Source organism: Parahoeflea alexandrii, from assembly GCF_024105735.1.
Lineage (GTDB): Bacteria > Pseudomonadota > Alphaproteobacteria > Rhizobiales > Rhizobiaceae > Hoeflea > Hoeflea alexandrii.
Genome location: NZ_JAAAML010000002.1, coordinates 417467 through 439863 on the forward strand (window position 1 = coordinate 417467; position 22397 = coordinate 439863).

Consider the following 22397-nt stretch of genomic DNA (forward strand, 5'->3'; position numbering starts at 1 on the left):
CTCGCAAGATGCGCTGCATCGCGCTTCCGGCTTTTCCTCGCTGGCAAGCAAAATCCTGTCCATCAAATCGCTTCCAGCTAAAAATGCTCGGCTCTAGACCGGCGGCGTGCCGTTGACCCTGAGCACGTCACCCAGAAGATAGAGCGAACCGCCAATCAGGATCCGTGGAGGCCGTTCGAGGCCGTTCCAGTTCCTGCAGATGGCGGCAATCGCCGTCTCGACATCTTCGGCAGCTTCGGCGGTCAAGCCCGCCTCGTCGGCTGTATCGGCGAGGAATTCAGGATCGAGCCCCGCCTCGGAATCTGGCACAGGCACGGTGAACACATGCCGTGCCATACCGGCAAAGGCTTCGAAATAGCCGACCGGGTCCTTGGTGTTGATCATTCCGGTGATCAGGAACAGCGGTCGGGATTGGCGGTCATTGAGATTGGCCATCGCCTCTGCAATGACCTGGCCCGCGCCGGGATTGTGTCCGCCGTCGATCCAGAATTCGACGCCATCCATGGCGCTCTCGACAAGCCGGCCATGAGTGAGCCGCTCCAGCCGCCCGGGCCAGGAGACATTGACCAGGCCTTCGGCTATGGCGTTTTCGCTCAACGGGAACCCGGCAGCCTTCAACGCCCTTATAGCTGCTGCGGCATTGGCCTGCTGGTGCCGGCCCGCGAGCTTTGGCAGTGGCAGATCGAGCAATTCGTCTTCATCCTGGTAGGCCAGGCGGCCGTTTTCTTCCAGTGCAAGAAAATCCTGGCCATAGACGCTGTGCGGGCATCTGTGTCGTTCGGCGGTTTCGACCAGCACCTCGCGCGCCGCCTCCTGGCTTTGAGCGCCGATCACCACCGGCGAGCCTGGCTTGATGATGCCTGCCTTCTCCGCCGCGATCAGCTCCACCCTGTCGCCGAGATAGGCCTGATGATCGAGCGAGATCGACATGATCACTGAAACCGCCGGATGGGCAATCACATTCGTTGCATCAAACCGGCCGCCAAGCCCGACCTCGATCACGGCGGCGTCCGCGGGATGTTCCGAAAACAGCACGAACATGACAGCGGTCAGGATTTCGAAGACGGTGATCGTCTCGCCCTGATTGGCCTCGGCGACCCGGCGGACAGCGTCGGCAAGCACCTCGTCGCCAACCAGTTTGCCGCCGCCCTCCGCCCCGATGCGGAACCGCTCGTGCCAGTTGACCAGGTGCGGCGATGTATGAACGTGAACCTTGAGGCCCTGTGCCTCGAGAATGGCGCGGCAGAAGGCGCTGGTCGACCCCTTGCCGTTGGTCCCGGCAATGTGGATCACCGGCGGCAGTTTCTCATGCGGGTTGCCCAGCCGCTCGAGCAACCGGGTGATACGGCCGAGCGACAGGTCGAAACCCTTCGGATGCAGCGCCATGAGCGCGTTGATTTCCCGTTCGGCAGCCGACACGACCGCTCCTCTCGCCGAAGGTCCCGGCTCTTGCTGGAGGTTTACTCCGCCGCTTCCGCCGGCACGGTCTCTGCAATGGGTGCGGGAAGCGCTGCCGGTGCCGGCGCATCCATCTTGAGGAAGATCCGCAGCAGCCGGGCGACGGTCGCCGGGATGTCGTGACGATGCACAACCATGTCGATCATACCGTGGTCGAGCAGATATTCGGAGGTCTGGAACCCCTCGGGAAGTTTTTCCCGGATGGTCTGCTCGATCACCCTTTTGCCGGCAAAGCAGATTTCCGCGCCCGGTTCTGCCAGGTGAATGTCCCCAAGCATGGCATAAGAGGCAGAGACGCCACCGGTGGTCGGATTGGTCAGCACCACGATGTAGGGCAGGCCGGCTTCCTTGAGCATCTCCACTGCGACGGTGGTGCGTGGCAACTGCATCAGCGACAGAATGCCTTCCTGCATGCGGGCGCCTCCGGACGCCGGGAACATCACCAGCGGGCAATGCCGTGCAATGGCGGCCTCGAAGGCCTGGATGATTGCCTCACCCGCGGCAATGCCGAGCGAGCCGCCCATGAAGGAGAAATCATGCACGCAGGCAACGATCTCGACGCCCTGGACCTTGCCGTGCGCGGCAACGACCGAATCCTCGAGGCCGGTCTTGGTCCGGCTGTCGCGCAGCCGGTCGCTGTATTTCTTCGAATCCCGGAACTTGAGCGGGTCCTGCGGCACCTTCGGTGACGGCAGCAGCTCGTACTTTCCCTCGTCGAACATGTGCTTGAGCCGCGCCTCGGCCGACATCTTCATGTGGTAGCCCGAGGCGGGGATCACGAAATGGTTTTCTTCCAGATCATTGTGGAACACCATTTCACCGGTCTCGGGACACTTGATCCAGAGATTTTCGGGCACCTCGCGACGGCCCAGCATCGAATTGATCTTCGGCCTGACGTAGTTGGTAATCCAGTTCAACGCGTTATCTCCGGTTCATACCCAATGTGGGATTGTTACTGCGTCGGCGCAAGACGTGCGGCGCGCACGCCGGTGGCAAGCCCGCGCACCATCGTGGCGACGCTCTCGACGGTATCGGAGGTTGCAGCACCCTTGGCGTCAAGCGTGTTGGCGATCTGGTTGACGATCGCGGTGCCGACCACGACGCCGTCGGCAGACTGGCCGATGGCGCGCGCCTGCTCGGCGGTTTTCACCCCGAAGCCGACGCAAACCGGCAGGTCGGTATGGCTCTTGATCCGGTCGACGGCCTGGTTGACCTTGGAGGTGTCGGCAATTGCCGATCCGGTGATCCCGGTCATCGACACGTAATAGACGAAGCCCGACGTGTTGGAGAGCACCAGCGGCAACCGCTTGTCATCCGTTGTCGGGGTCGCGAGCCGGATGAAGTTGACGCCTGCCTTCAGTGCCGGCAGGCACAGTTCCTCATCCATTTCAGGCGGAAGGTCGACCACGATCAGCCCGTCGATCCCTGCCTCGATGGCATCTGCCAGAAAGCGCTCCACACCGTAGATGTAGATCGGATTGTAATAGCCCATCAGCACGATCGGCGTTTCATTGTCGCCCTTGCGGAAATCTGCTGCCAGCGACAGGGTCTTTTTCAGCGACTGGCCGGCCTTGAGCGCCCGTTGTCCCGCCATCTGGATCGCCGGGCCGTCGGCCATCGGGTCGGAGAACGGCATGCCGAGTTCGATCACGTCCGAGCCGGCACCCGGCAGCGCCTGCATGATCTTCAGCGAGGTGTCGTAATCCGGGTCGCCGCCCATGAAATAGGTCACCAGCGCCGGCCGGCCTTCGGCTTTCAGCTTCTCAAAACGGGTATCGATGCGAGTGGTCATGATCAGAGCTCCACGCCGAGGATCTTGCCGACCGTGAAGATGTCCTTGTCGCCGCGGCCGCACAGGTTCATCACGATGATCTGGTCCTTGCCCATTTTCGGCGCCCGCTTGATCACCTCGGCAAGGGCGTGGCTGGGTTCCAGCGCCGGAATGATGCCTTCAAGCCGGGTCAGCAGCTGGAAGGCTTCCAGCGCTTCGGTATCCATGATCGGCACATATTCGACCCGGTTGGATTCTTTCAGCCACGAATGTTCGGGCCCGATACCGGGATAGTCGAGGCCCGCCGAAATCGAATGGCCTTCCTTGATCTGTCCGTCGCCATCCTGCAGCAGGTAGGTGCGGTTGCCGTGCAGGACGCCCGGAGAGCCGGCGGTCAGCGAGGCGCAATGCTCTTCGCCGTCGAGGCCCTTGCCGCCGGCTTCGACGCCGACAATCTGCACGTCCTTGTCATCGAGGAACGGATGGAACAGGCCGATGGCGTTGGAGCCGCCGCCGACAGCGGCAATCAGCATGTCGGGCACGCGGCCTTCCATGGCGATCATCTGCTCGCGGGCTTCCTGGCCGATCACCGACTGGAATGTGCGCACCATTTCCGGGTAGGGATGCGGTCCGGCCGCAGTCCCGATCAGGTAATAGGTATCGTCGACATTGGTCACCCAGTCCCTGAGCGCTTCGTTCATCGCGTCCTTCAGCGTGCCGTGGCCGGATGTCACCGGGTGCACCTTGGCGCCGAGCAGCTTCATGCGGAACACGTTCGGTGCCTGCCGCTGCACGTCGGTGGCGCCCATGTAGACTTCGCACGGATAGCCGAAGCGTGCCGCAACCGTTGCAGAAGCGACGCCGTGCTGGCCGGCGCCGGTTTCGGCGATGATCCTTGTCTTGCCCATGCGCTTGGCAAGCAGGATCTGGCCGACGCAATTGTTGATCTTGTGCGAACCGGTGTGATTGAGCTCGTCGCGCTTGAAGTAGATCTTGGCGCCGCCGAGGTGCTCGGTCAGCCGCTCGGCAAAATACATCGGCGAAGGGCGGCCGGTATAATGCGCGTTGAGATGATCGAGCTCGGCCCGGAAGGCCGGATCGGCCTTCGCCCTGGTCCACTCCTCTTCCAGTTCCAGGATCAGCGGCATCAGCGTTTCGGCAACGAAACGGCCGCCGAAAATGCCGAACATGCCCTGCTCGTCGGGTCCGGTACGGAATGAGTTGGGATTGGTTGTCTGGTTCAAGTCATCTACTCCTGAGACCGGCCCTGGTCTGGTTGCGCGACTTCCGCCTCGCGAACAGCCTGGACGAAATCATTCATCATGCCGAGGTCCTTGATACCGGGCGCGCTTTCGACGCCCGATGACACATCGACCCCGGGCGCCTGGCTGATGCCGATTGCCTCGCCGATATTGTCTTTTGTCAGCCCACCGGAAAGCATGTAACTGGGAGCCCCGTCAAGCGTGGCAAGGTGCCGCCAGTCAAAGCTTACTCCGTTCCCGCCCGGAAGGTCAGAGCCTTTCGGCGGCTTGGCATCGAACAGGAACCGGTCAGCAATGCCGTGATAGGGTTTGATTCGTGTCAGATCCGAAGCGTCGCGGATGGCGAATGCCTTCATCACCGGCAGTCCGTAGCGGGCTTTGACAACCGAGGCGCGCTCAGGGCTTTCGCCGCCATGCAATTGCAACCAATCCGGCTTCATGCTGGCGACAATTGCATCCAGACCGTCATCATCCATGTCGACCGTCACGGCGACCGTCTTAAGACCACGCGCCCGGGCCCGCTCTGCCAGCGTGGCAGCGGTCCCGATCGACACGTGGCGGGGGCTCTTTTCGAAAAAGATGAACCCGGCCATGTCGGCGTTGAGATCGGCCGCGCGATCCACCGCTTCGGGCGTGCTCAGGCCGCAAATCTTGATCTGTATCGTCATGGCGGCTGACGTCGCACAAATCGGCGCCAGAGTCGAGATATGGTCGAGATATGGATGGGTTGACCGTCGGTGCTAACCAGACCGGGTGAGCCGTCCTAGAATGCCACCGCGAACAGCCGTGAGCCGTTCTGCTTGAGCCAGCGCTTGGCCTCGGTCGTCCGTGGGCAAAGCGCCTTGCAGGTGGCCCAGAAGTCCGGTCCGTGGTTCATTTCCTTCAGATGCGCCACCTCGTGGGCGGCGAGATAGTCGATAACGAAATCCGGCGCCATCGCGATCCGCCAGGAAAACGACAGGTTTCCCTCCGAGGTGCACGACCCCCAGCGGCTCTTCGTGTCCTTGTAGGCGATGGCACGCACAGGTTCTCCCAGCGTTGCCGCGTGCATGTGGACCAGCCGCTGCAGCTCGGTCTTTGCCACCCGCTTGAGGTGATCCGATACCCGCCGACCGATATGCTCGGGCAATCCCGAGACCAGAAGCGTGGGAACCCCGTCCAACTCGGTCTGCTCAGCGATGCCGCGCAGCTTGCCGGTCAAGGCGATACGGTGATCTACTCCGCGAATGCTGATCTTTCCCTGGTCTGCGAGCGGCCCGGCATCCTCGACCCTCGCCAGCCGGGTCATCAGCCAGCCGTGATGACGGGTGAGGAATTCATCGATTTCGCGTACCGCCAGACCTTTTGGGATGGTCAGCTTCAGCGCCTGACCGCCTGGTTCGATGCGCAAGGTCATGCGGGTTGCCCGGGCGTTCTCGCGGATCGCCAGGGGCAGATCGCGGCCATTGACGGTGACCGCGCTGGGGCGCGGCTGAGCGGTTCTGCGGGTGGGGCGACCAAGTCCGAACATGTTTGGGTATTTATCCGATTCGATCACAATGCGGGGATCGAAAATGCCACGCGCTGTGGCACCGCTGCGGGCAACAAAAAGGGCGGCGTTCGAAACGCCGCCCTTTCGGGGAGGTCATGTGTATTGCGGTTACCCGTCGATTTCGGGAACCGACCCGGATGTCCGGGGCTTGCTGTTCTGGCTTGCCTGACGGCTGGCCATGAAGCGGTCGAACTCCTCGCGGTCGCGAGCCATGCGCAGGTCCCGCATGTGCTGGTCGAACTCGCGGCGCATCTCGTCGAGCTTCTTGCGCTCTTCGTCGAGACGGGCCAGTTCGGCATCACGCCAGTCGTCGAATGCGGCATTGCCGCTGCTGGCGCGCATGCCATGCCTGCCCTGAGTGGACTTGCGGAAAGAGCATGCGAAGTTGTCGGTGGCGCGGTTGACGTCTGCCTTGAAGCCTTCGAGCCGGTCGCCCCAGATTATGTAGGCGAGCATGGCAAGGCCGAGCGGCCAGAACACCATGAAGCCAAGGACCATCAGGGCGATGGTGGCGGGCGTCCAGGCGGGACGGATCAATGCGGTCTGTGTCATCGGTCAAAACCTCATCTGGTAAAGGGAAGCGGGGATCGTTCCCTTGTGAATTTGATGTGGTATGGGCCGCGACCCTATTCAAGAAAATGCCCGCAGGAATCCGACATCCTCTTGTATTAAAAGAGAAATTTCGGATACCTAAAATGCTTCTCAAATGATTTTCAGTCGCTCCGGCCGCCCTTGATCAGCTTCGGCTTGGCTTTCTTGGCAGAGTTGCTGCGGGCATGGGTCCGCATGAAATCTAGGATCCGCGGCGCGATTTCGGAGCGGAATCGCGACCCGTTGAACACCCCGTAGTGACCCACTTTCGGCTGGACATAGTGGTGCCGCATGTCATCGGGAATATTGGGGCAGATGGTCTGCGCGGCTTCGGTCTGACCCAGGCCGGAGATATCGTCGTTCTCGCCTTCGACCGTCAGCAGCGCGACATTGCGGATCGCCTTGGTGTTGACCGTGCGGCCACGATGCATCATCTCGCCCTTTGGCAAGGAATGCTTGATGAACACCGTGTCGACGGTCTGCAGGTAGAATTCGGACGTCATGTCCATGACGGCCAGATACTCGTCGTAGAATTCGCGATGCCGTTCGGCCGAATCGCCGTCGTCCTTGACCAGATGCATGAAGAAATCCTTCTGCGCGATCATGTGACGGTCGAGATTCATCGTCATGAAGCCCGACAGCTGCAGGAAGCCGGGATAGACCGAGCGTGTGAAGCCCGGCAGTGGCCACGGCACCTGCATGATGACATTGTCTTCGAACCATTCGATCGGCTTGGCCTGCGCCAGCTCGTTGACGCCGGTCGGATTGATGCGGGTGTCGATCGGGCCGCCCATCAGCGTCATGCTCGAAGGTGCGAAGGTGTCGCCGCTTTCTTCCATCACCGCGACAGCGGCGAGAACCGGGACCGACGGCTGGCAGACCGCGAGCACATGGGTATCGGGGCCAAGCGCATGCAGCATCGAGATGATGTAATCGATATAATCATCAAGGTCGAAGCGCCCCTCTGTGATTGGCACCATGCGCGCGTCGGTCCAGTCGGTGATGTAGACCTCGGCCTTGGGCAGCAGTGTTTCCACGGTTCCGCGCAGCAAAGTCGCATAGTGGCCCGACATCGGCGCAACGATCAGGATCTTCGGATCCGGCCGGTGATTGGCCGGCAGCGTGCGCTCGAAATGGATCAGGTCGCAGAAAGGCCGCGACCAGACAACTTTCTCATGAACCGAGACCCGGCCGGTGTTCAACGAGGTTTCTTTCAGTCCGAACTCAGGCTTTCCGTAGCGGCGGGTGGTGCGCTCGAACAGCTCGAAACCGGCGGCGACCGAGCGGCCGAACGGCGTATGCGACATCGGATTGACCGGGTTTCGGAAGGTCAGGCGCATCGCGTCAGCATAGGCCCGCATGGGCGCCATGGCGGCATGATTGAGTTCATACATCTGGTAGAACATGAAAAATTGTCCCTTGTTGCGACAGTCAGACTGCCCGGTTCCCGCCATCATGCATGCCAATTCCTTTCCGGAAGCTGACTTTTTGCAGCGCGCAAACAGTGAGCGAGCCTATCACGCTTCTGCTGCATTGCAACAACAGCCCCCTTATTTTGCGGGGCTGTGCGACCTTCTGATGAGAGCCGGGGCCGTAGAGACGTCTGCAGCTCGGCGGTTTGCAGCCGAACCTCTGGCAAACGATGTCGCAGGCTCCTGATCAACTCGATGCTGCGCCGCGTTCAGGACTGTTGTCCATATGGATGCGGGCGAACTGGCGTTAAGATCAGGGCCGGCTTCGTTCTATTGCGGAAGCGCGCAGCATGTCTGGCCAGGGAGGCAGGCTTTTGAAACCGTTCACCGGCAGTTTTACCCAGCAGGAGGCATTGGATGACGCGGTCATTGCTGCCGCCACCGAGATCCTGAGATCCGGCCGCCTGCACCGCTACAACAGCGGACCGGGAGAGCTCTCCAAGGCCTCCGAGCTTGAACAGGCCTATGCCGCCTATCAGGGTGCGCGCTACTGCCTCGCCTGCGCTTCAGGCGGATATGCCATGGCCATCGCCCTGCGTGCGGCGGGCCTCGGCCAGGGGGAAACGGTTCTCACCAATGGTTTTACGCTCGCTCCTGTGCCCGGTGCCATAGCGGCTGCCGGTGGAAAAGCCCTGCTGGTGGAAATCACCGAGGATCTGGTGATCGATCTGGAAGATCTCGACCGCAAGGCCGCCACATCCGGCGCGCGCTTCCTCTTGTTGTCCAACATGCGCGGTCATCTGGCCGACATGGAGCGTCTCGTCGCCATTGTCACAAAACACGATCTGATCCTGATCGAGGATTGCGCCCACACCATGGGCGCAGCCTGGAACGGCCGCAAGAGCGGCAGTTTCGGTCTGGCCGGCTGCTTTTCCACCCAGACCTACAAGCATCTCAATTCCGGTGAAGGCGGACTGCTGACATCGGACGACCCGGAATTCATGGCCCGTGCCATCATTCTGTCGGGCTCCTACATGCTCTACGAACGCCATGGAGCAGCACCCTCGGCCGATGTCTTCGAGCGGATCCGGCTGGAAACGCCCAACATGTCCGGCCGAATGGACAATCTGCGCGCGGCAGTTCTGCTGCCGCAGCTCGCCCGCCTGGAAGACAGCATCGAGCGCTGGAACGAACGCTACCGGGCCGTCGAACAGGTGCTCGCCGGTGCAGACGGCGTCGCCTTGCCCGGGCGAGCGGCGGCGGAACGCTATGTCGGCAGTTCCATCCAGTTCCGCCTGCCCGGCATATCGCCGGCTTTGGCCAGCGCTTTCGTCGCGGCAAACAAGGCCCTGGGCGTCGAGTTGAAGTGGTTCGGCGCCGCCGAGCCGGTGGCGTTCACCTCCAACCACCACAGCTGGCGCTATGTCGATCCGCAGGCCTTGCCCGAAACCGACAGGATCCTTTCAAGCCTGTTCGACATGCGCCTGCCTCTGACGTTCTCCGTCGAGGACTGCTGCCACATCGGTTCGATCATTGCCCATTGCGCCGCGGAAATCGGCGCCCCTGCCTAGGCTGAACGCCCCGTCAGCTGTTGTTCTTGAACGCTGTCATCAGGCCAGCACGGCGCGCATCTTCTCGACGGCGGTGTTGAATTCGCCCAGGAACCCCCGAAGCGCATCGAGTGACAGCCGCACATTCGGGCCATGGCAGGCAATTGCTGCGAGAAACCGTCCCGAATCGTCGGTCACCGGAACCGCGATCGCCACCATGCCGTCCATGAATTCCTCATTGTCGATCGCAAAACCATCCCTGGCGACAGCCGTCAATTCCCTGAGAAGCATATCCGGATCGGTGATGGTCTTGGGCGTCTTCCGTTCCAGCGTCAGTCCGCGGGCAAAGGCTCGGCGTTTCCGGATGTCGAGACTGGCCAGGAATGTCTTGCCGCTGGCGGTACAATGAAACGGCACGTTCGAGCCGATCGGCAATTGCACCCGGAACGCCCAGCCGGTTTCAACCCGGTCGAGATAACTCATCCCGTCATCCTCGGGGATCACATAATTGATGGTTTCTCCGGTTTTCATGGCCAGATCCACCAGGATCTGCCGGCGCAGGATGTGATCGCGCGAAGAGTGCAGCAGTCCCGCCCCAAGCACACGGGCCCGTCGTGCGGCCCTCAGCCGCTTTCCATTCGGCTCGTAGACCAGGAAACCCTCTTCCACAAGGGTGGCGCACAGACGGTGAATGGTCTGCTTGGGCAGGCCTATCGACTGGTTGATCTCGGTCGGCGTCATCGGTTCGCCCGACGTCCCCACGACTTCCAGGATCAGCAGGGTTCGCATGTTTGTTGCGATGCGGTCGTCTGAATTCGGCATTTCGGAACCAGTTTTGAACAATCAATAGAGCCAGTTGTGCCGGGTCTTGCACCACGGCCAGAGAAATGAATACGATCATTAACGAGAAGTAAAGTCTCAATTTTTGAATATTGAGGTGATTTCGGGTGGAGTTCGACTTTGTCATCGTCGGAGCAGGATCAGCCGGTTGCGTCTTGGCCAACCGGCTTTCGGCCGATCCATCCGTCTCGGTGGCAGTGATAGAGGCCGGTGGTCGCGATGCTTCCCCGTGGATTCATGTGCCCGTCGGTTACTTCAAGACCATCAAGGATCCGGCACTCAACTGGATGTACCGGACCGAGGCGGACGAAGGCCTCAACGGCAGGCAGCTCAACTGGCCGCGTGGCAAGACGCTCGGTGGCTCCAGCTCGATCAACGGTCTGCTTTATGTCCGCGGACAGCCGCAGGATTATGATCGATGGCGGCAGATGGGAAACATCGGCTGGGGTTGGGACGATCTGCTGCCCTTGTTCCGGCGCAGCGAGTCCTGGGAGGGCGGTGCTGATCAACTCAGGGGCGACCGGGGAGAGCTGTCGGTCTCCCGCTCGCGGCAATCCTGGCAGGTTGTCGATGCCTGGGTTGAGGCGGCCAAGGCGGCCGGCTTCGCCTTCAACCCGGATTACAATGGCGCAAGCCAGGAAGGTGTCGGCTATTTCCAGCTGACCGCGCGCAACGGCTTGCGCTGCAGTTCCGCCAAGGCCTTTCTCAAACCCGCGAGGTCGCGGCCAAATCTCACCGTTCTCACCCATATTCAGGTCGAGAACGTCGAACTTGATGGCTCCAGGGTGGTGGCGGTGCGCGGCCGTCGCCACGGATCGCTGGTGCGGGTTGCCGCACGACGGGAGATCATACTGTCGGCTGGGGCGATCGGTTCGCCACAGATCCTGATGCTCTCGGGCATCGGCGAACCTGCTCACCTGGCCGATCACGGAATTCGGCCCAGGCACACCCTGCCAGGCGTCGGCCAGAACCTGCAGGATCACCTCCAGGCCCGCCCGGTCTATCGCTGCACCGCGCCCACCATCAACACCCGCACCCGGGGCCTGTTCAACCAGGCCAGGATCGGGCTTGAATACATGCTCAGCCGTTCCGGGCCGCTGACACTCGCTGCGAGCCTCGGAACCGGTTTCCTGAAAACCCGGCCGGACCTGGAAACGCCCGACATCCAGTTTCACATCCAGCCTTTCAGCGCCAACAACCCGACCACCGATACCGATGATTTCGACGCCTTCACGGCCTCGGTATTGCAGTTGCGGCCCGAAAGCACCGGCGAAATCAGGCTGCGCTCGGCCCGGGCCGAAGATCATCCGCTGATCCACCCCAATTACCTCTCGACTGCTCTGGACCAGCAAACCATCGTCGAAGGCATTCGCATGGCCCGCCGCATCTGCCGTCAGGGGCCGGTGGCAGACCTTGTCACAGAGGAGCATGCACCGGGACGATCGGTTCCCGACGAGGATTTCGACGGCCTGCTCGACTGGGCCCGCAACACCGCGACAACGATCTATCACCCGACCGGCACCTGCAGGATGGGCCGGGACAAGATGGCGGTGGTCGACGAGCGCTTGCGCGTGCATGGCTTGGACGGGCTGAGGGTAGCCGATGCCTCGATCATGCCGGTGATTGTCTCCGGCAACACCAATGCCCCGGCGATCATGATTGGCGAAAAGGCCTCGGACTTGATCCGGGAGGATATGGGCGCATGAGCGAGGCTTTGACCAAATTGCTGGAGGCGAGCCGCTGATGCTGCAGCAGCTTTTTGATTTCGGCGCGATTGTACTGGCCGACCTGGTGCTGTCAGGCGACAACGCCCTGATCATCGGCATGGCCGCGGCGTCGCTGTCGCCCGAACTGCGCAAGCGGGCCATACTTTTCGGTATCATCGTCGCTGCCGGGCTGAGAATCATTTTCGCGCTGGTCGCCACCAAGCTTCTCGGCGTTCCGGGGCTCCTGTTCTTGGGGTCGTTGCTGCTTTTCTGGGTCTGCTGGCGCCTCTATGGCGAAATCCGCGACAATATTGACCGCGAGGCGGCCAAGGCGCTCGAGACCGCCGAGCATCTCGATGAGGGATACACCGGACCGGCGAGGAAATCCCTTGGTCAGGCGCTGCTGTCGATCACCGTCGCCGATCTGTCGATGTCGATCGACAATGTTCTTGCCGTTGCCGCCATTGCCGACGGCAATACCGAGATGCTGGTGTTCGGCCTTGGTCTCGCCATCCTGCTGATGGCCTTTGCCGCAACCCTGATCATGAAGATCCTGACCCGGTTCCCGGCCATTTCCTGGCTTGGGCTGGCGGTGCTGATCTATGTCGCCAGCGACATGTTCTATCGTGGCATCATTGATCCTGCGACAGGCCTCCTGACGATGCTCGGAGGGAGCGTGTCGTGAGCTGGATCCCTCAACCACACTTTTCCAATGCTGTTCGGGAAGCCTTCGCCGAACACGTCCGACTGTCGCACAATCGAAGGCGAGACATGAAACGGGAGGAGAACCCCATGTCGAGACTAACCAAGCTAACCAAGGGTGTCGCAGCTGTCGCACTGTTGGCGGCCACGTCGATGTTCGGCGTGTCGGCTGATGCGGCGACGAAGATCCAGGTCCAGTCGGTTATCCCCAACACGGCTGACGAAGTGGTCATGCTTCAGGATTTCGCCGATGACGTCAAAGCCCTGACCAATGGCGAAGTCGAATTCGAGATCCTGCCCGCCGGCGCTGTTGTTGGCGTCCAGGAAATCCTCGATGCCGTTGACGCCGGCCTGATTGATGGCGGCTTCGCCTGGACCCACTACTGGTCCGGCAAGCATCCCGCAGCCATGCTGTTCGGATCGCCGGTTGCCGGTGCCGGTATCGGCATTGACAACATTGCCTTCATGTCCTGGTACCTGAATGCCGGCGGCAAGGAGCTCTACGACCAGCTCTGGAAGGAGATGGGCGTCAATGTGAAGGGTTTCATGCTGCAGCCGGTGGGCCCGGAAGCACTCGGCTGGTTCAAGGAACCGATCGAAACCATGGCCGATTTCCGCAAGTATCGGTTCCGTACGCCTCCGGGCATCCCCGGCCAGACCTACAAGGACATCGGCGTAGCCTCGGTCGCCATGGGTGGCGGCGATATTCTGCCTGCGCTTGAAAAGGGTACCATCGATGCCGCCGAATGGTGCTGCCCCAAACCCGACTCGGTGTTCGGTTTCCAGAAGGTGCTCAAGCATTACTACCTGCAGGGCCTTCACCAGGTTGTGGTCAATGCTGACCTCTACATCAACGGCGATGTCTACAATTCGCTCACCCCGCTGCAGCAGAAGGCCATCGAAGTGGCCGCAAACGCCTCGCTGATGAAGGCCATGGCCTACCGCATCAACGAGAACGGCAAGGCGCTCGACAAGCTGATCAACGAGGACGGCGTCATCCTGCACGACACTCCGGCGGAATACTTCACCGAGTATATGGCCGCCGCCAATGCCGCACTTGAGAAGAATGCAGCTGAAAACGCCTTCTTCAAGCAGGTCTGGGACAGCCAGAAGGCTTTCGCCAGAACAGCGGTACCTTATTGGGCGCAGGCCCAGCGCACCAACGCCAACCTGGGCGCGGCCTATGCTGAAACGCTGAAGAAGCAATAGGCAAGACGGCACCTGGTCCGCCCTGCTTGCAGCGGGGCGGACCTAGCTAAACCTGCAGGGGGCAGGGAAACCTGGTGGAGGAGGCCGTCATGGCCGGCAATGAAACAGACGATACGATTCCGATCGGCGACGAGTTGCTCGCCGAAAGGCGCGCAGGGCCCGGATCCCGCATGCCCGATGACATGCATCCCGCGGCCCGCTCCATTATTCACGGCATCGACACGATGTCCGAATGGGTCGGCCGGATCGTCGCCCTGCTGGTCGTGCCTATCATGTTCGCCATGGTCTACGAAGTCATCGCGCGCAAGTTCTTTGTCGCGCCGACGCTCTGGGCTTTTGATATCTCGCGCATGCTCTATGGCATGTCCTTCATGCTCGGCGCTGCCTATGCGCTGATGCACGGTCTGCATATCCGCGCCGATTTCCTCTACCGCAATTTCGAGGTCAAGACGCAAGGCCGCGTCGACCTTGTCCTCTATATTGTCCTTTTCATGCCGGCGATGATCTTCCTGCTGATCGCCGGCTACGATTTTGCCCTCAAATCGGTGATGCAGGGCGAGCGCGCCGGCGACAGCACATGGGCGCCGGTAGTCTGGCCGGTCAAGGTCTCGCTCGCCGTTGGCGTCGCCCTGTTGCTGGTTCAGGGTGTCTCCGAGATCCTCAAGTCATGGTATGCGGCAACCCGCGGAAGGTGGCCGTCATGAGCTTCTTCGAGATAGCCCCGGAGATCATCGGCTTTTTGATGATCGGGGCGATGCTGTTCGCCATTTTCATCGGCTTTCCGATTTCCTTCACCCTGATCTTCCTGGGCATCGTCTTCGGCGCCTGGGGCTTCGGCATGAAGCTGACCATCTTCCTCATGACCCTGCAGTTCTACGGCTCGATGATGGAGCAGACGCTGGCTGCCGTGCCGCTCTTTGTCTTCATGGGCTTCATGATGGAGCAGGCCGGCCTGATGGAGCGATTGTTCAAGGCGGTACAGCTGATGCTCGCCCGGATGACCGGTTCGCTGTTCGTTGCGGTCCTCTTCGTCTCCGTCGTCTTCGGCGCGGCCACCGGCATCGTCGGCGCTTCAGTGACGATCCTCGGTATCATGGCCGCCAAGACCATGAGCGAATCCGGCTACGATGTCCGTTTGGCCGCCGGAACCATCACCGCCGGCGGAACGCTCGGGATTCTCATTCCTCCCTCGATCATGCTTGTGGTCATGGGTCCGGTTCTCGAGGTCCCGGTCACGGATCTGTTCGCCGGCGCCATCCTGCCCGGCGTGATGATGGCGGTGCTCTACCTGGTCTACGCGCTGGGACGCTGCTGGCTCAATCCGAAACTCGGCCCGCCGCTACGCGATGACCAGATCCCCGACAGTCGCAGCCATGTCTGGCGGGAATTCATCCTCGGGCTGGTGCCACCGACAATCCTGATCGCCTTCGCCATGGGCTCGATCCTGTTCGGCTGGGCGACCCCTACAGAAGGGGCAGGGATGGGCGCCCTCGGCTCCGTGCTGCTCACCATCGGCTACCGCAAGTTCACGTGGAAGCGCACCTATGACGCGCTGCTCAAGACCCTCGAGATTTCAGTGCTGATCCTGTTCCTCGTCGCAGCATCGAATTTCTTCGGCGCAGTCTTCTCGCGGCTGGGCACGCCCGGCATGATCACCGACTGGCTGCTGGCGCTCGACCTCTCGCCAAGCCTGATCATCATCATGATCCTGGCCATGGTCTTCATTCTCGGCTGGCCGCTCGAATGGGTGCCTATCGTGCTGATCATCCTGCCGATCCTGCAGCCGGTCCTGGTTGAAATGAATGTCAACATGACCTGGTTCGCCATTCTGGTCGCGGTGTGCCTGCAGACGGCCTGGCTCAGTCCGCCGGTCGCCCTGTCGGCCTACTTCCTCAAGGGCGTGGCGCCCGACTGGGATCTCAAGGATATCTATTACGGCATGATGCAGTTCATGACCGTGCAGATTTTCGGCCTGACCCTGGTGTTCCTGTTCCCGTGGCTGGCGCTGTGGCTGCCGGGGTACCTCTATGGAAACTGACAGACTTGTGCCGGAGCATGTCAACAAACCGATCTGGCGTTGCGAAGCTGCCAAACTGGCACTAGAGCGGATCGGACCAGTTGTGGTTTCTAGCCCTCAACAAGGAGGATCATCCCATGCCTAAAATGACCACCGAAGAAGCTTTCGTCAAAGTGCTTCAGATGCACGGCATCGAACACGCGTTCGGCATCATCGGTTCGGCCATGATGCCGGTGTCGGATCTTTTCCCGAAGGCCGGTATCACCTTCTGGGACTGTGCCCATGAAACCAATGCCGGGCTGATGTGTGACGGCTACATCCGCACCACCGGCAAGATGGCCATGGCCATCGCCCAGAACGGCCCCGGCGTCACCGGCTTTGTCACGCCGGTGAAGACCGCCTACTGGAACCACACGCCGATGCTGCTGATCACCCCGCAGGCCGCCAACAAGACCATCGGTCAGGGCGGCTTCCAGGAAATGGAGCAGATGCGGCTGTTTGCCGATTGCGTCTGCTATCAGGAAGAGGTCCGCGACGGGTCGCGTATCCCGGAAGTGCTCAACCGGGTGATCATGAAGGCATGGCGGGGTTCCGCGCCGGCGCAAATGAACATTCCGCGCGACATGTGGACCCAGGTCATCGATGTAGAACTGCCGCAGATGGTTCGCTTCGAGCGTCCCGCCGGTGGCGAGGAAGCCATCGCGAAGGCTGCCGATCTTCTGTCGAAGGCCAGTTTCCCGGTCATCCTCTCCGGCGCCGGCGTGGTTCTCTCGGGCGCGATCCCCGATCTGGCCAAGCTTGCCGAACGGCTCGATGCGCCGGTCTGCTCGAACTACCAGCACAATGACAGCTTCCCTGGTTCGCATCCGCTCGCCGTCGGCCCCCTCGGCTACAACGGCTCCAAGGCCGCCATGGAACTGATCGCCAAGGCCGATGTCGTGCTGGCGCTCGGCACACGGCTCAACCCGTTCTCGACCCTGCCCGGTTACGGTATCGATTACTGGCCGAAGAATGCAGACGTCATCCAGGTCGACATCAATGCCGACCGGATCGGCCTGACCAAGAAGGTCACCGTTGGTATCGAGGGCGACGCCACCAAGGTGGCCCGCGCCATCCTCGCGCAATTGTCCGATGACGCCGGCGACGCCGGTCGCGAGGATCGCCGCAACCTGGTCTCCCTGACCAAGTCCCGCTGGGCGCAGGAGCTTTCCTCGCTCGATCACGAGGACGATGATCCCGGCACCACCTGGAACGAGGAATCGCGCCAGCGCGACGCTGAACTGATGTCGCCGCGGCAGGCCTGGCGCGCCATCCAGTCCGCACTTCCCAAGGATGCGATCATCTCGTCCGACATCGGCAACAACTGCGCCATCGGCAATGCCTACCCGACTTTTGAGGAGGGCCGCAAATATCTGGCCCCCGGCCTGTTCGGCCCCTGCGGCTACGGCTTCCCGTCGATCCTTGGCGCCAAGGTCGGCCAGCCCGACGTGCCGGTGGTCGGTTTCGCCGGCGATGGCGCCTTCGGCATTTCCATGAACGAGATGACCGCCTGCGGCCGCGACAACTGGCCGGCCATCACCATGGTCATCTTCCGCAACTACCAGTGGGGTGCGGAAAAGCGCAACACAACGCTCTGGTACGACAACAATTTCGTCGGCACAGAGCTCGACCGCGACACCTCCTACGCCAAGATCGCCGAGGCCTGTGGCGCGAAGGGAGTGGTGGTGAAGGACCAGCAGGGCCTGACCGATGAGCTTGCCAAGGCCGTCGAGCGGCAGATGAAGAATGGTGAAACCACCTTCATCGAGGTGCTGCTCAACCAGGAGTTGGGCGAACCTTTCCGCCGCGATGCCATGAAGAAGCCGGTGGTTGTCGCCGGGATCAACCGCGACGACATGCGCCCGCAACAGGGTGCGGTCTGAGGTTCAACCGGATAGAGAGTGCCAAAGAGGCCACGCCAAGTGCGTGGCCTTTGTCATTTGCTGCCGAACGCCTCGATCGTGTCGGCGATGATATCGATCCCGCCCGGAATCCTGGCGCTGTCGATCGAGGAATAGGCGATACGGAAATTGTGCCGGCCGTCCTCGGGGTTCTCGAAGAAGAAATGGCCCGGCTCGAGCAGCACACCCCTTTGCCTGACCGCCTGGGCAAGATCGCGGGCGTCGATCCCGTCCGGCGTCTTCATCCAGAAGCTTGAGCCGCCCGAAACATCGGAGCCGGCGACATGCAGTCCGCGCCGGTCTATGGCCTCCTGCATCACGTCGCGGCGGCGCCGGTAGGTCTGGCCCATGCGCGCCACCAGCGCATCGAAATGGCCGAGCGACAGGAAATTCGCCACCGTTCGCTGCAGATGACCCGGCGGATGCCGGACAACCACCATGCGCAGGGCGCGCGCTTCGCGGATGAAGGTCTCCGAACCGACCATGTAGCCAAGCCGCAGCCCCGGGAAAAGGGACTTGGAAAACGAGCCGACATAGATCACCCGGCCCTCCTCATCCAGCGACTTGAGCGCTGGAGCCGGCGGATTGAGGAACGACATTTCGAATTCGTAGTCATCCTCGACAATCAGGAAGTCTTTCCGTGAGGCCATCTCCAGCAATTGCTGGCGGCGTTCGAGCGGCATGGTCACGCTGGTCGGACAATGATGGCTCGGCGTGGTGAAAACCACGTCGGTCTCGTCCGGAAGCGCGTCGAGCCGCATGCCGGCATGATCGACCGGCACGTTCACCACATTGCAGCGCGCCAGGTTCAGCGCCACCCGCAGGCCCGGATAGCCCGGGTTTTCCATCACCGCCGTGCGCCGCTGGTTGAGCAGCACCTGGGCCGCCAGCCACAAGGCGTTCTGTCCGCCCATGGTGATCAGGATCTGCTCCGGCTTGGCCTGAATGCCGCGCCGGGGCAGGGTGTTGAGCGCGATGTATTTGACCAGCTCCGGATCATCGCGCTCGTAGCTGTCGGCGGTGACGGTTGAAAATTCCCGCTTGCCCAGCGCCTGCAGGGCACACTGCCGCCAGTTGCTGTGATCGAAGATCTTCTCGTCCGCCTGACCGTAGATGAAGGGGTAGGGGTAGCTGCGCCAGTCGACCGGTTTTTCCACCAGCACCTGGCCGGTGTAGCGCTGGCCGATGGCGCGGTTCCAGTCGACCGCATCGGTGACGACGCCCTTTGGCGCGTCGAAGCGGGTGCGCTGCGGCGCTGTCGGCGAGACATAGTATCCCGAACGCCCCTTGGCGATCAGGTAGTCATCAGAAACCAGCTCACTGTAGGCCAGTGTCACGGTGATCCGGCTGATCCCCAGGTGGGTCGCCAGTTTCCGGCTGGAGGGCAGTTTCGCGCCAGGGATGAAACGCCCGGACAAGACGCCCTCGCTGATCATCCTCTGGATCTTCTGTTGCAGTGTTCCCTCGAATTTCGGGTCGAGAAAAAACGTGTCTATCGGAATCGACATTCGATCGCCCAGCCGGTTTTTGCCAGCATATCGACAGACTTAGCCAAGCGGAAGGGGCGGGCGGGCAATTGTCCAGCCCTTGCATCAAGCCGAATATCCCGCCTGCGTGTCGAGCCTATGCGAACACCCGCGTCAGCGCCTGATCCACACTGTCGGTAATCCGGTCGATATCGTCCGCGGTCGCGATCAGCGCCGGTGAGAAACACAGCGTGTTGTTGAAACCCGGCAGCGACCGGTTGGTCGCGCCGATGATGACGCCTTGGGCCATGCAGTCGGCCACCACGGCCTGTACCCGCTTCTCGTCCATCGGTTCGCGCGAAGCCCGGTCGCTCACGAGTTCCGCGCCGAGGAACAGGCCCTTGCCGCGCACATCGCCGATGACGGCGTGCTTGTCCTGCAGCGCGCGCAGATTTCCGATCATCCGCTCGCCCATCGCTTCTGTGTTGGCGATCAGGTCCTCGTCCTCGATGATCCGCATGTTCTCAAGTGCTGCGGCCGGTCCGGCGGCGCATCCGCCAAAGGTCGAGATGTCGCGGAAATAGGACATTGGGTCGGACGGATCGTCCTTGAACTGCTCGAATACCGCTTCCGTGGTCACCGTGCAGGAAATCGCCGCGTAACCGGAGGCAACGCCCTTGGCCATGGTGACGAAATCCGGCTTGATCCCGTAATGCTGGTAGCCGAACCAGGCACCGGTACGGCCGACACCGCAGACGACTTCATCGATATGCAGCAGGATATCGTACTTGGCACAGATCTCCTGGACCCGCTCCCAGTAGCCCGGCGGCGGGGTGATCACGCCACCGCCCGCGGTAATCGGTTCGAGGCACAATCCACCGACGGTGTCGGGTCCCTCCCGCAGGATCACCTCTTCGATGGCGTTGGCGGCGGCAAGACCGTAGCTTTCCGCGTCCGGATACTGGCTGCGGTACTCGAGGCAATGCGGCACCATGACAAAGCCCGGCGCCATCGGCCCGTACTGCTCGGCCCGCTGTGGCTGCCCACCGGCCGACAGCGTCGCCAGCGTCGTGCCGTGATAGTCGCGCTCCCGGTAGAGAATCTTGTACTTGCGGCCACCATGATGCCGGTGCGAGATCTGCCGGATCATCTTGAAGGCCTTCTCGTTGGCCTCGGATCCTGAGTTTGAGTAATAGACCCTGCTCATGCCCGGCATCTTTTCGATCAGCTTCTTGGCGAATAAAGCGCCCGGGATCGAGCCCGCGCTGTTGGCGAAATAGTTCATCTTGACCAGCTGGTCGCGCACGGCATCGGCAATGCTTTCCCGTCCGTAGCCGACATTGACCGTCCAGACGCCGCCCGAAACCGCGTCGAGATGTTCCTTGCCGGTCGCATCCCATACCCGCATGCCGCGGCCTTCGACCATGATCCGCGGATCGATGGTTTCAAACGGCTTGTGCTGGATAAGATGATGCCAGACATGGGCTCGGTCGGCCTCGACAACCGCCTGGATATCATTGGTCTGGATGGGCAGGTTCATGCGCGGTCCCTCCCGGGAAAATGGTGATGTCCGGTCCTCCGGCGTCAAAACCATCGCCGAAGTGCTTGGCAAGAGAATAGGGCCAGTGGGTGCTTGGTCATATGGCCAGAAAAAGACCAACAAATCCAATAGGCTGCGGCATAGTGCGGAAACTGGTACAATGTTGTCGGACAAATTGGCGCTATGGCTTTCGACACCGACTTGATCGACTTGACCCTGTTGGCGCAAGATGACTGCAAAAGAACGCCAAGAAAACGGGAACAGCGCCGGAAACCTTGAGATTGATCTTGGGTTTTTCCGGCAAGGATTTGCAATCGAAAGGCCGGCCTCATGCTGGCCCGGACAGGGAGCATCAGATGAAAGCTGCATCAAGAATTTCCGCATTGTTGGCCGGTATCGCCATGGTCGCCACCGCCTCGGTCGCCAAGGCCGAAGAAATCACGGTTGCCTACTTCCTCGAATGGCCGATGCCGTTCCAGTACGCCAAGGTCAAGGGCCTCTATGACGAAGCGCTCGGCATGAAGGTCAACTGGAAGTCGTTTGATGCCGGAACCGCCATGTCGGCGGCGATGGCCTCGGGCGACATCCAGATTTCGGTGAGCCAGGGTGTTCCACCCTTCGTCGTTGCGACGTCCGCAGGGCAAGATCTGCAGGTGGCGGATATCGCCGTCGTCTACAACGACAATGACAACTGCGTGGTCAAGGCCGAGCTCGAAATCGACAAGGACAGCGCCAAGGAACTGGAAGGCAAGAAGGTCGGCGTGCCGATCGGAACCGCCGCGCATTACGGCTTCCTCAAGCAGATGGAGCATTTCGGCATCGATGTCTCGACCATGGAAGTGGTCGACATGGCTCCGCCGGACGGCGCCGCTGCATTCGCCCAGGGTAGCCTCGACATGGTCTGTGGCTGGGGCGGTTCGCTGCGTCGCATGAAGGAGCACGGCAATGTCCTGCTGACCGGTGCCGAGAAGGACGAGATCGGCATCTCCGTCTATGACGTCACATCGGTCCCGGCCTCTTTCGCTGCCGAGAATGCCGACGTTCTGGCCAAGTTCCTCAAGGTGACCGCCGACATGAACGCCAAGTGGCTCATCGATTCGGAGGAAATGCTGCCGGTCATCGCCAAGGATTCGGGGATGAGCGAGGCCGATGCGGCCGACACCCTCAAGGGCTTCCAGTTCCCCACCCTCGAGGCGCAGCTGTCGGACAAGTGGCTCGGCAAGGCCACGCCCGAGTTCCTCAAGGGCGTGGGTGACTTCTTCAAGGAGCAGGGCAATATCCCGGCGTCGCGTGACACCTATGACGGTGCGGTCAACACCGCACCGCTCGCAGCCGCGGCCAACATGTAAGACCGGAAGACGAAACGGACAGCCGGGGCAATCCGCTCCGGCTGCCCGTCCAC

The 22397-nt window shown here is 61.5% G+C and carries 19 protein-coding genes; 8 read left to right on the forward strand and 11 right to left on the reverse strand.

All coding sequences use genetic code 11. The annotated features are described in order from the left end of the window. Positions 1 to 93: 93 nt before the first annotated feature. The 8 genes from GTW23_RS11780 to GTW23_RS11815 all read right to left on the reverse strand — a co-directional run bounded on the left by GTW23_RS11780 (position 94) and on the right by GTW23_RS11815 (position 8019). Complete coding sequence (locus GTW23_RS11780; protein ID WP_152011701.1) at positions 94 to 1386, reverse strand: bifunctional folylpolyglutamate synthase/dihydrofolate synthase; 1293 nt, start codon at positions 1384 to 1386, stop codon at positions 94 to 96. 74 nt (positions 1387 to 1460) lie between these two features. Then, on the reverse strand, positions 1461 to 2375 hold the full coding sequence (gene accD / locus GTW23_RS11785) for an acetyl-CoA carboxylase, carboxyltransferase subunit beta (RefSeq protein WP_252915911.1): 915 nt from the start codon (positions 2373 to 2375) through the stop codon (positions 1461 to 1463). Positions 2376 to 2410: 35 nt separating this feature from the next. Beyond that, complete coding sequence (gene trpA, locus GTW23_RS11790; protein ID WP_252915912.1) at positions 2411 to 3250, reverse strand: tryptophan synthase subunit alpha; 840 nt, start codon at positions 3248 to 3250, stop codon at positions 2411 to 2413. Between the two features lie 2 nt (positions 3251 to 3252). Beyond that, a complete protein-coding gene (trpB, locus tag GTW23_RS11795; RefSeq protein WP_152011005.1) occupies positions 3253 to 4473 on the reverse strand; it encodes a tryptophan synthase subunit beta in 1221 nt (406 codons plus the stop codon). A 5-nt stretch (positions 4474 to 4478) separates the two neighbouring features. After that, on the reverse strand, positions 4479 to 5159 hold the full coding sequence (locus GTW23_RS11800) for a phosphoribosylanthranilate isomerase (RefSeq protein WP_252915913.1): 681 nt from the start codon (positions 5157 to 5159) through the stop codon (positions 4479 to 4481). 95 nt (positions 5160 to 5254) lie between these two features. Next, positions 5255 to 6001 carry a M48 family metallopeptidase gene (locus tag GTW23_RS11805; protein WP_252915914.1) on the reverse strand — a complete coding sequence of 249 codons (747 nt, stop codon included), beginning with the start codon at positions 5999 to 6001 and terminating at the stop codon, positions 5255 to 5257. A 129-nt stretch (positions 6002 to 6130) separates the two neighbouring features. Beyond that, positions 6131 to 6574 (reverse strand): DUF2852 domain-containing protein, encoded by a 444-nt coding sequence (locus tag GTW23_RS11810; RefSeq protein ID WP_152011002.1) that lies wholly within the window; start codon positions 6572 to 6574, stop codon positions 6131 to 6133. Between the two features lie 161 nt (positions 6575 to 6735). Next, positions 6736 to 8019 (reverse strand): polyhydroxyalkanoate depolymerase, encoded by a 1284-nt coding sequence (locus GTW23_RS11815; RefSeq protein WP_152011001.1) that lies wholly within the window; start codon positions 8017 to 8019, stop codon positions 6736 to 6738. 356 nt (positions 8020 to 8375) lie between these two features. On the opposite strand from GTW23_RS11815, the gene GTW23_RS11820 reads away from it, so the two are divergent. Further along, positions 8376 to 9596 carry a DegT/DnrJ/EryC1/StrS family aminotransferase gene (locus GTW23_RS11820; RefSeq protein ID WP_252915915.1) on the forward strand — a complete coding sequence of 407 codons (1221 nt, stop codon included), beginning with the start codon at positions 8376 to 8378 and terminating at the stop codon, positions 9594 to 9596. Between the two features lie 39 nt (positions 9597 to 9635). Here the strand turns inward: GTW23_RS11820 and GTW23_RS11825 are convergent, their stop codons facing one another. Further along, positions 9636 to 10397 (reverse strand): IclR family transcriptional regulator, encoded by a 762-nt coding sequence (locus GTW23_RS11825; protein WP_252915916.1) that lies wholly within the window; start codon positions 10395 to 10397, stop codon positions 9636 to 9638. Positions 10398 to 10522: 125 nt separating this feature from the next. Between GTW23_RS11825 and GTW23_RS11830 the strand changes: the two genes are divergently transcribed. The 6 genes from GTW23_RS11830 to xsc all read left to right on the forward strand — a co-directional run bounded on the left by GTW23_RS11830 (position 10523) and on the right by xsc (position 17971). Continuing rightward, the gene (locus GTW23_RS11830) at positions 10523 to 12121 is read left to right on the forward strand and encodes a GMC family oxidoreductase (RefSeq protein WP_252915917.1); all 1599 of its coding nucleotides are present in this window, start codon (positions 10523 to 10525) and stop codon (positions 12119 to 12121) included. 37 nt (positions 12122 to 12158) lie between these two features. Beyond that, positions 12159 to 12806 carry a YjbE family putative metal transport protein gene (locus GTW23_RS11835; protein ID WP_152010997.1) on the forward strand — a complete coding sequence of 216 codons (648 nt, stop codon included), beginning with the start codon at positions 12159 to 12161 and terminating at the stop codon, positions 12804 to 12806. A gap of 107 nt (positions 12807 to 12913) precedes the next feature. Next, positions 12914 to 14032, forward strand: coding sequence for a TRAP transporter substrate-binding protein (locus GTW23_RS11840; protein WP_152010996.1), 1119 nt, complete (start codon positions 12914 to 12916; stop codon positions 14030 to 14032). Between the two features lie 89 nt (positions 14033 to 14121). Further along, positions 14122 to 14736 carry a TRAP transporter small permease subunit gene (locus GTW23_RS11845; RefSeq protein ID WP_252915918.1) on the forward strand — a complete coding sequence of 205 codons (615 nt, stop codon included), beginning with the start codon at positions 14122 to 14124 and terminating at the stop codon, positions 14734 to 14736. Further along, entirely contained in the window at positions 14733 to 16070 is a 1338-nt protein-coding gene (locus GTW23_RS11850) for a TRAP transporter large permease (RefSeq protein ID WP_252915919.1), read from the forward strand. The genes GTW23_RS11845 and GTW23_RS11850 overlap by 4 nt, the downstream gene beginning before the upstream one ends. A gap of 116 nt (positions 16071 to 16186) precedes the next feature. After that, positions 16187 to 17971: a sulfoacetaldehyde acetyltransferase gene (gene xsc / locus GTW23_RS11855; protein WP_252915920.1), complete on the forward strand. Its 1785-nt coding sequence runs from the start codon at positions 16187 to 16189 to the stop codon at positions 17969 to 17971. Between the two features lie 53 nt (positions 17972 to 18024). On the opposite strand, the gene pdxR is transcribed toward xsc, so the two are convergent. Continuing rightward, positions 18025 to 19497, reverse strand: coding sequence for a MocR-like pyridoxine biosynthesis transcription factor PdxR (gene pdxR, locus GTW23_RS11860; protein ID WP_252915921.1), 1473 nt, complete (start codon positions 19495 to 19497; stop codon positions 18025 to 18027). A 115-nt stretch (positions 19498 to 19612) separates the two neighbouring features. Further along, positions 19613 to 20995: an aminotransferase family protein gene (locus GTW23_RS11865; protein ID WP_252915922.1), complete on the reverse strand. Its 1383-nt coding sequence runs from the start codon at positions 20993 to 20995 to the stop codon at positions 19613 to 19615. Positions 20996 to 21351: 356 nt separating this feature from the next. On the opposite strand from GTW23_RS11865, the gene GTW23_RS11870 reads away from it, so the two are divergent. After that, positions 21352 to 22344, forward strand: a complete 993-nt coding sequence (locus GTW23_RS11870; protein WP_252915923.1) for a taurine ABC transporter substrate-binding protein — start codon at positions 21352 to 21354, stop codon at positions 22342 to 22344. Positions 22345 to 22397 lie beyond the last annotated feature (53 nt).

Excerpts from the sequence above, each read along its gene's own strand:
- GTW23_RS11780 (WP_152011701.1), bottom strand. The coding sequence starts at position 1,386 with ATGGCGCTGCATCCGAAGGGTTTCGACCTGTCGCTCGGCCGTATCACC.
- GTW23_RS11845 (WP_252915918.1), top strand. The coding sequence starts at position 14,122 with ATGGCCGGCAATGAAACAGACGATACGATTCCGATCGGCGACGAGTTG.
- trpA (WP_252915912.1), bottom strand. The coding sequence starts at position 3,250 with ATGACCACTCGCATCGATACCCGTTTTGAGAAGCTGAAAGCCGAAGGC.
- GTW23_RS11810 (WP_152011002.1), bottom strand. The coding sequence starts at position 6,574 with ATGACACAGACCGCATTGATCCGTCCCGCCTGGACGCCCGCCACCATC.
- GTW23_RS11840 (WP_152010996.1), top strand. The coding sequence starts at position 12,914 with ATGTCGAGACTAACCAAGCTAACCAAGGGTGTCGCAGCTGTCGCACTG.
- xsc (WP_252915920.1), top strand. The coding sequence starts at position 16,187 with ATGCCTAAAATGACCACCGAAGAAGCTTTCGTCAAAGTGCTTCAGATG.
- GTW23_RS11825 (WP_252915916.1), bottom strand. The coding sequence starts at position 10,397 with ATGCCGAATTCAGACGACCGCATCGCAACAAACATGCGAACCCTGCTG.
- GTW23_RS11815 (WP_152011001.1), bottom strand. The coding sequence starts at position 8,019 with ATGTTCTACCAGATGTATGAACTCAATCATGCCGCCATGGCGCCCATG.
- GTW23_RS11870 (WP_252915923.1), top strand. The coding sequence starts at position 21,352 with ATGAAAGCTGCATCAAGAATTTCCGCATTGTTGGCCGGTATCGCCATG.
- GTW23_RS11850 (WP_252915919.1), top strand. The coding sequence starts at position 14,733 with ATGAGCTTCTTCGAGATAGCCCCGGAGATCATCGGCTTTTTGATGATC.
- GTW23_RS11805 (WP_252915914.1), bottom strand. The coding sequence starts at position 6,001 with ATGTTCGGACTTGGTCGCCCCACCCGCAGAACCGCTCAGCCGCGCCCC.
- GTW23_RS11800 (WP_252915913.1), bottom strand. The coding sequence starts at position 5,159 with ATGACGATACAGATCAAGATTTGCGGCCTGAGCACGCCCGAAGCGGTG.
- GTW23_RS11835 (WP_152010997.1), top strand. The coding sequence starts at position 12,159 with ATGCTGCAGCAGCTTTTTGATTTCGGCGCGATTGTACTGGCCGACCTG.
- GTW23_RS11820 (WP_252915915.1), top strand. The coding sequence starts at position 8,376 with ATGTCTGGCCAGGGAGGCAGGCTTTTGAAACCGTTCACCGGCAGTTTT.
- GTW23_RS11865 (WP_252915922.1), bottom strand. The coding sequence starts at position 20,995 with ATGAACCTGCCCATCCAGACCAATGATATCCAGGCGGTTGTCGAGGCC.
- pdxR (WP_252915921.1), bottom strand. The coding sequence starts at position 19,497 with ATGTCGATTCCGATAGACACGTTTTTTCTCGACCCGAAATTCGAGGGA.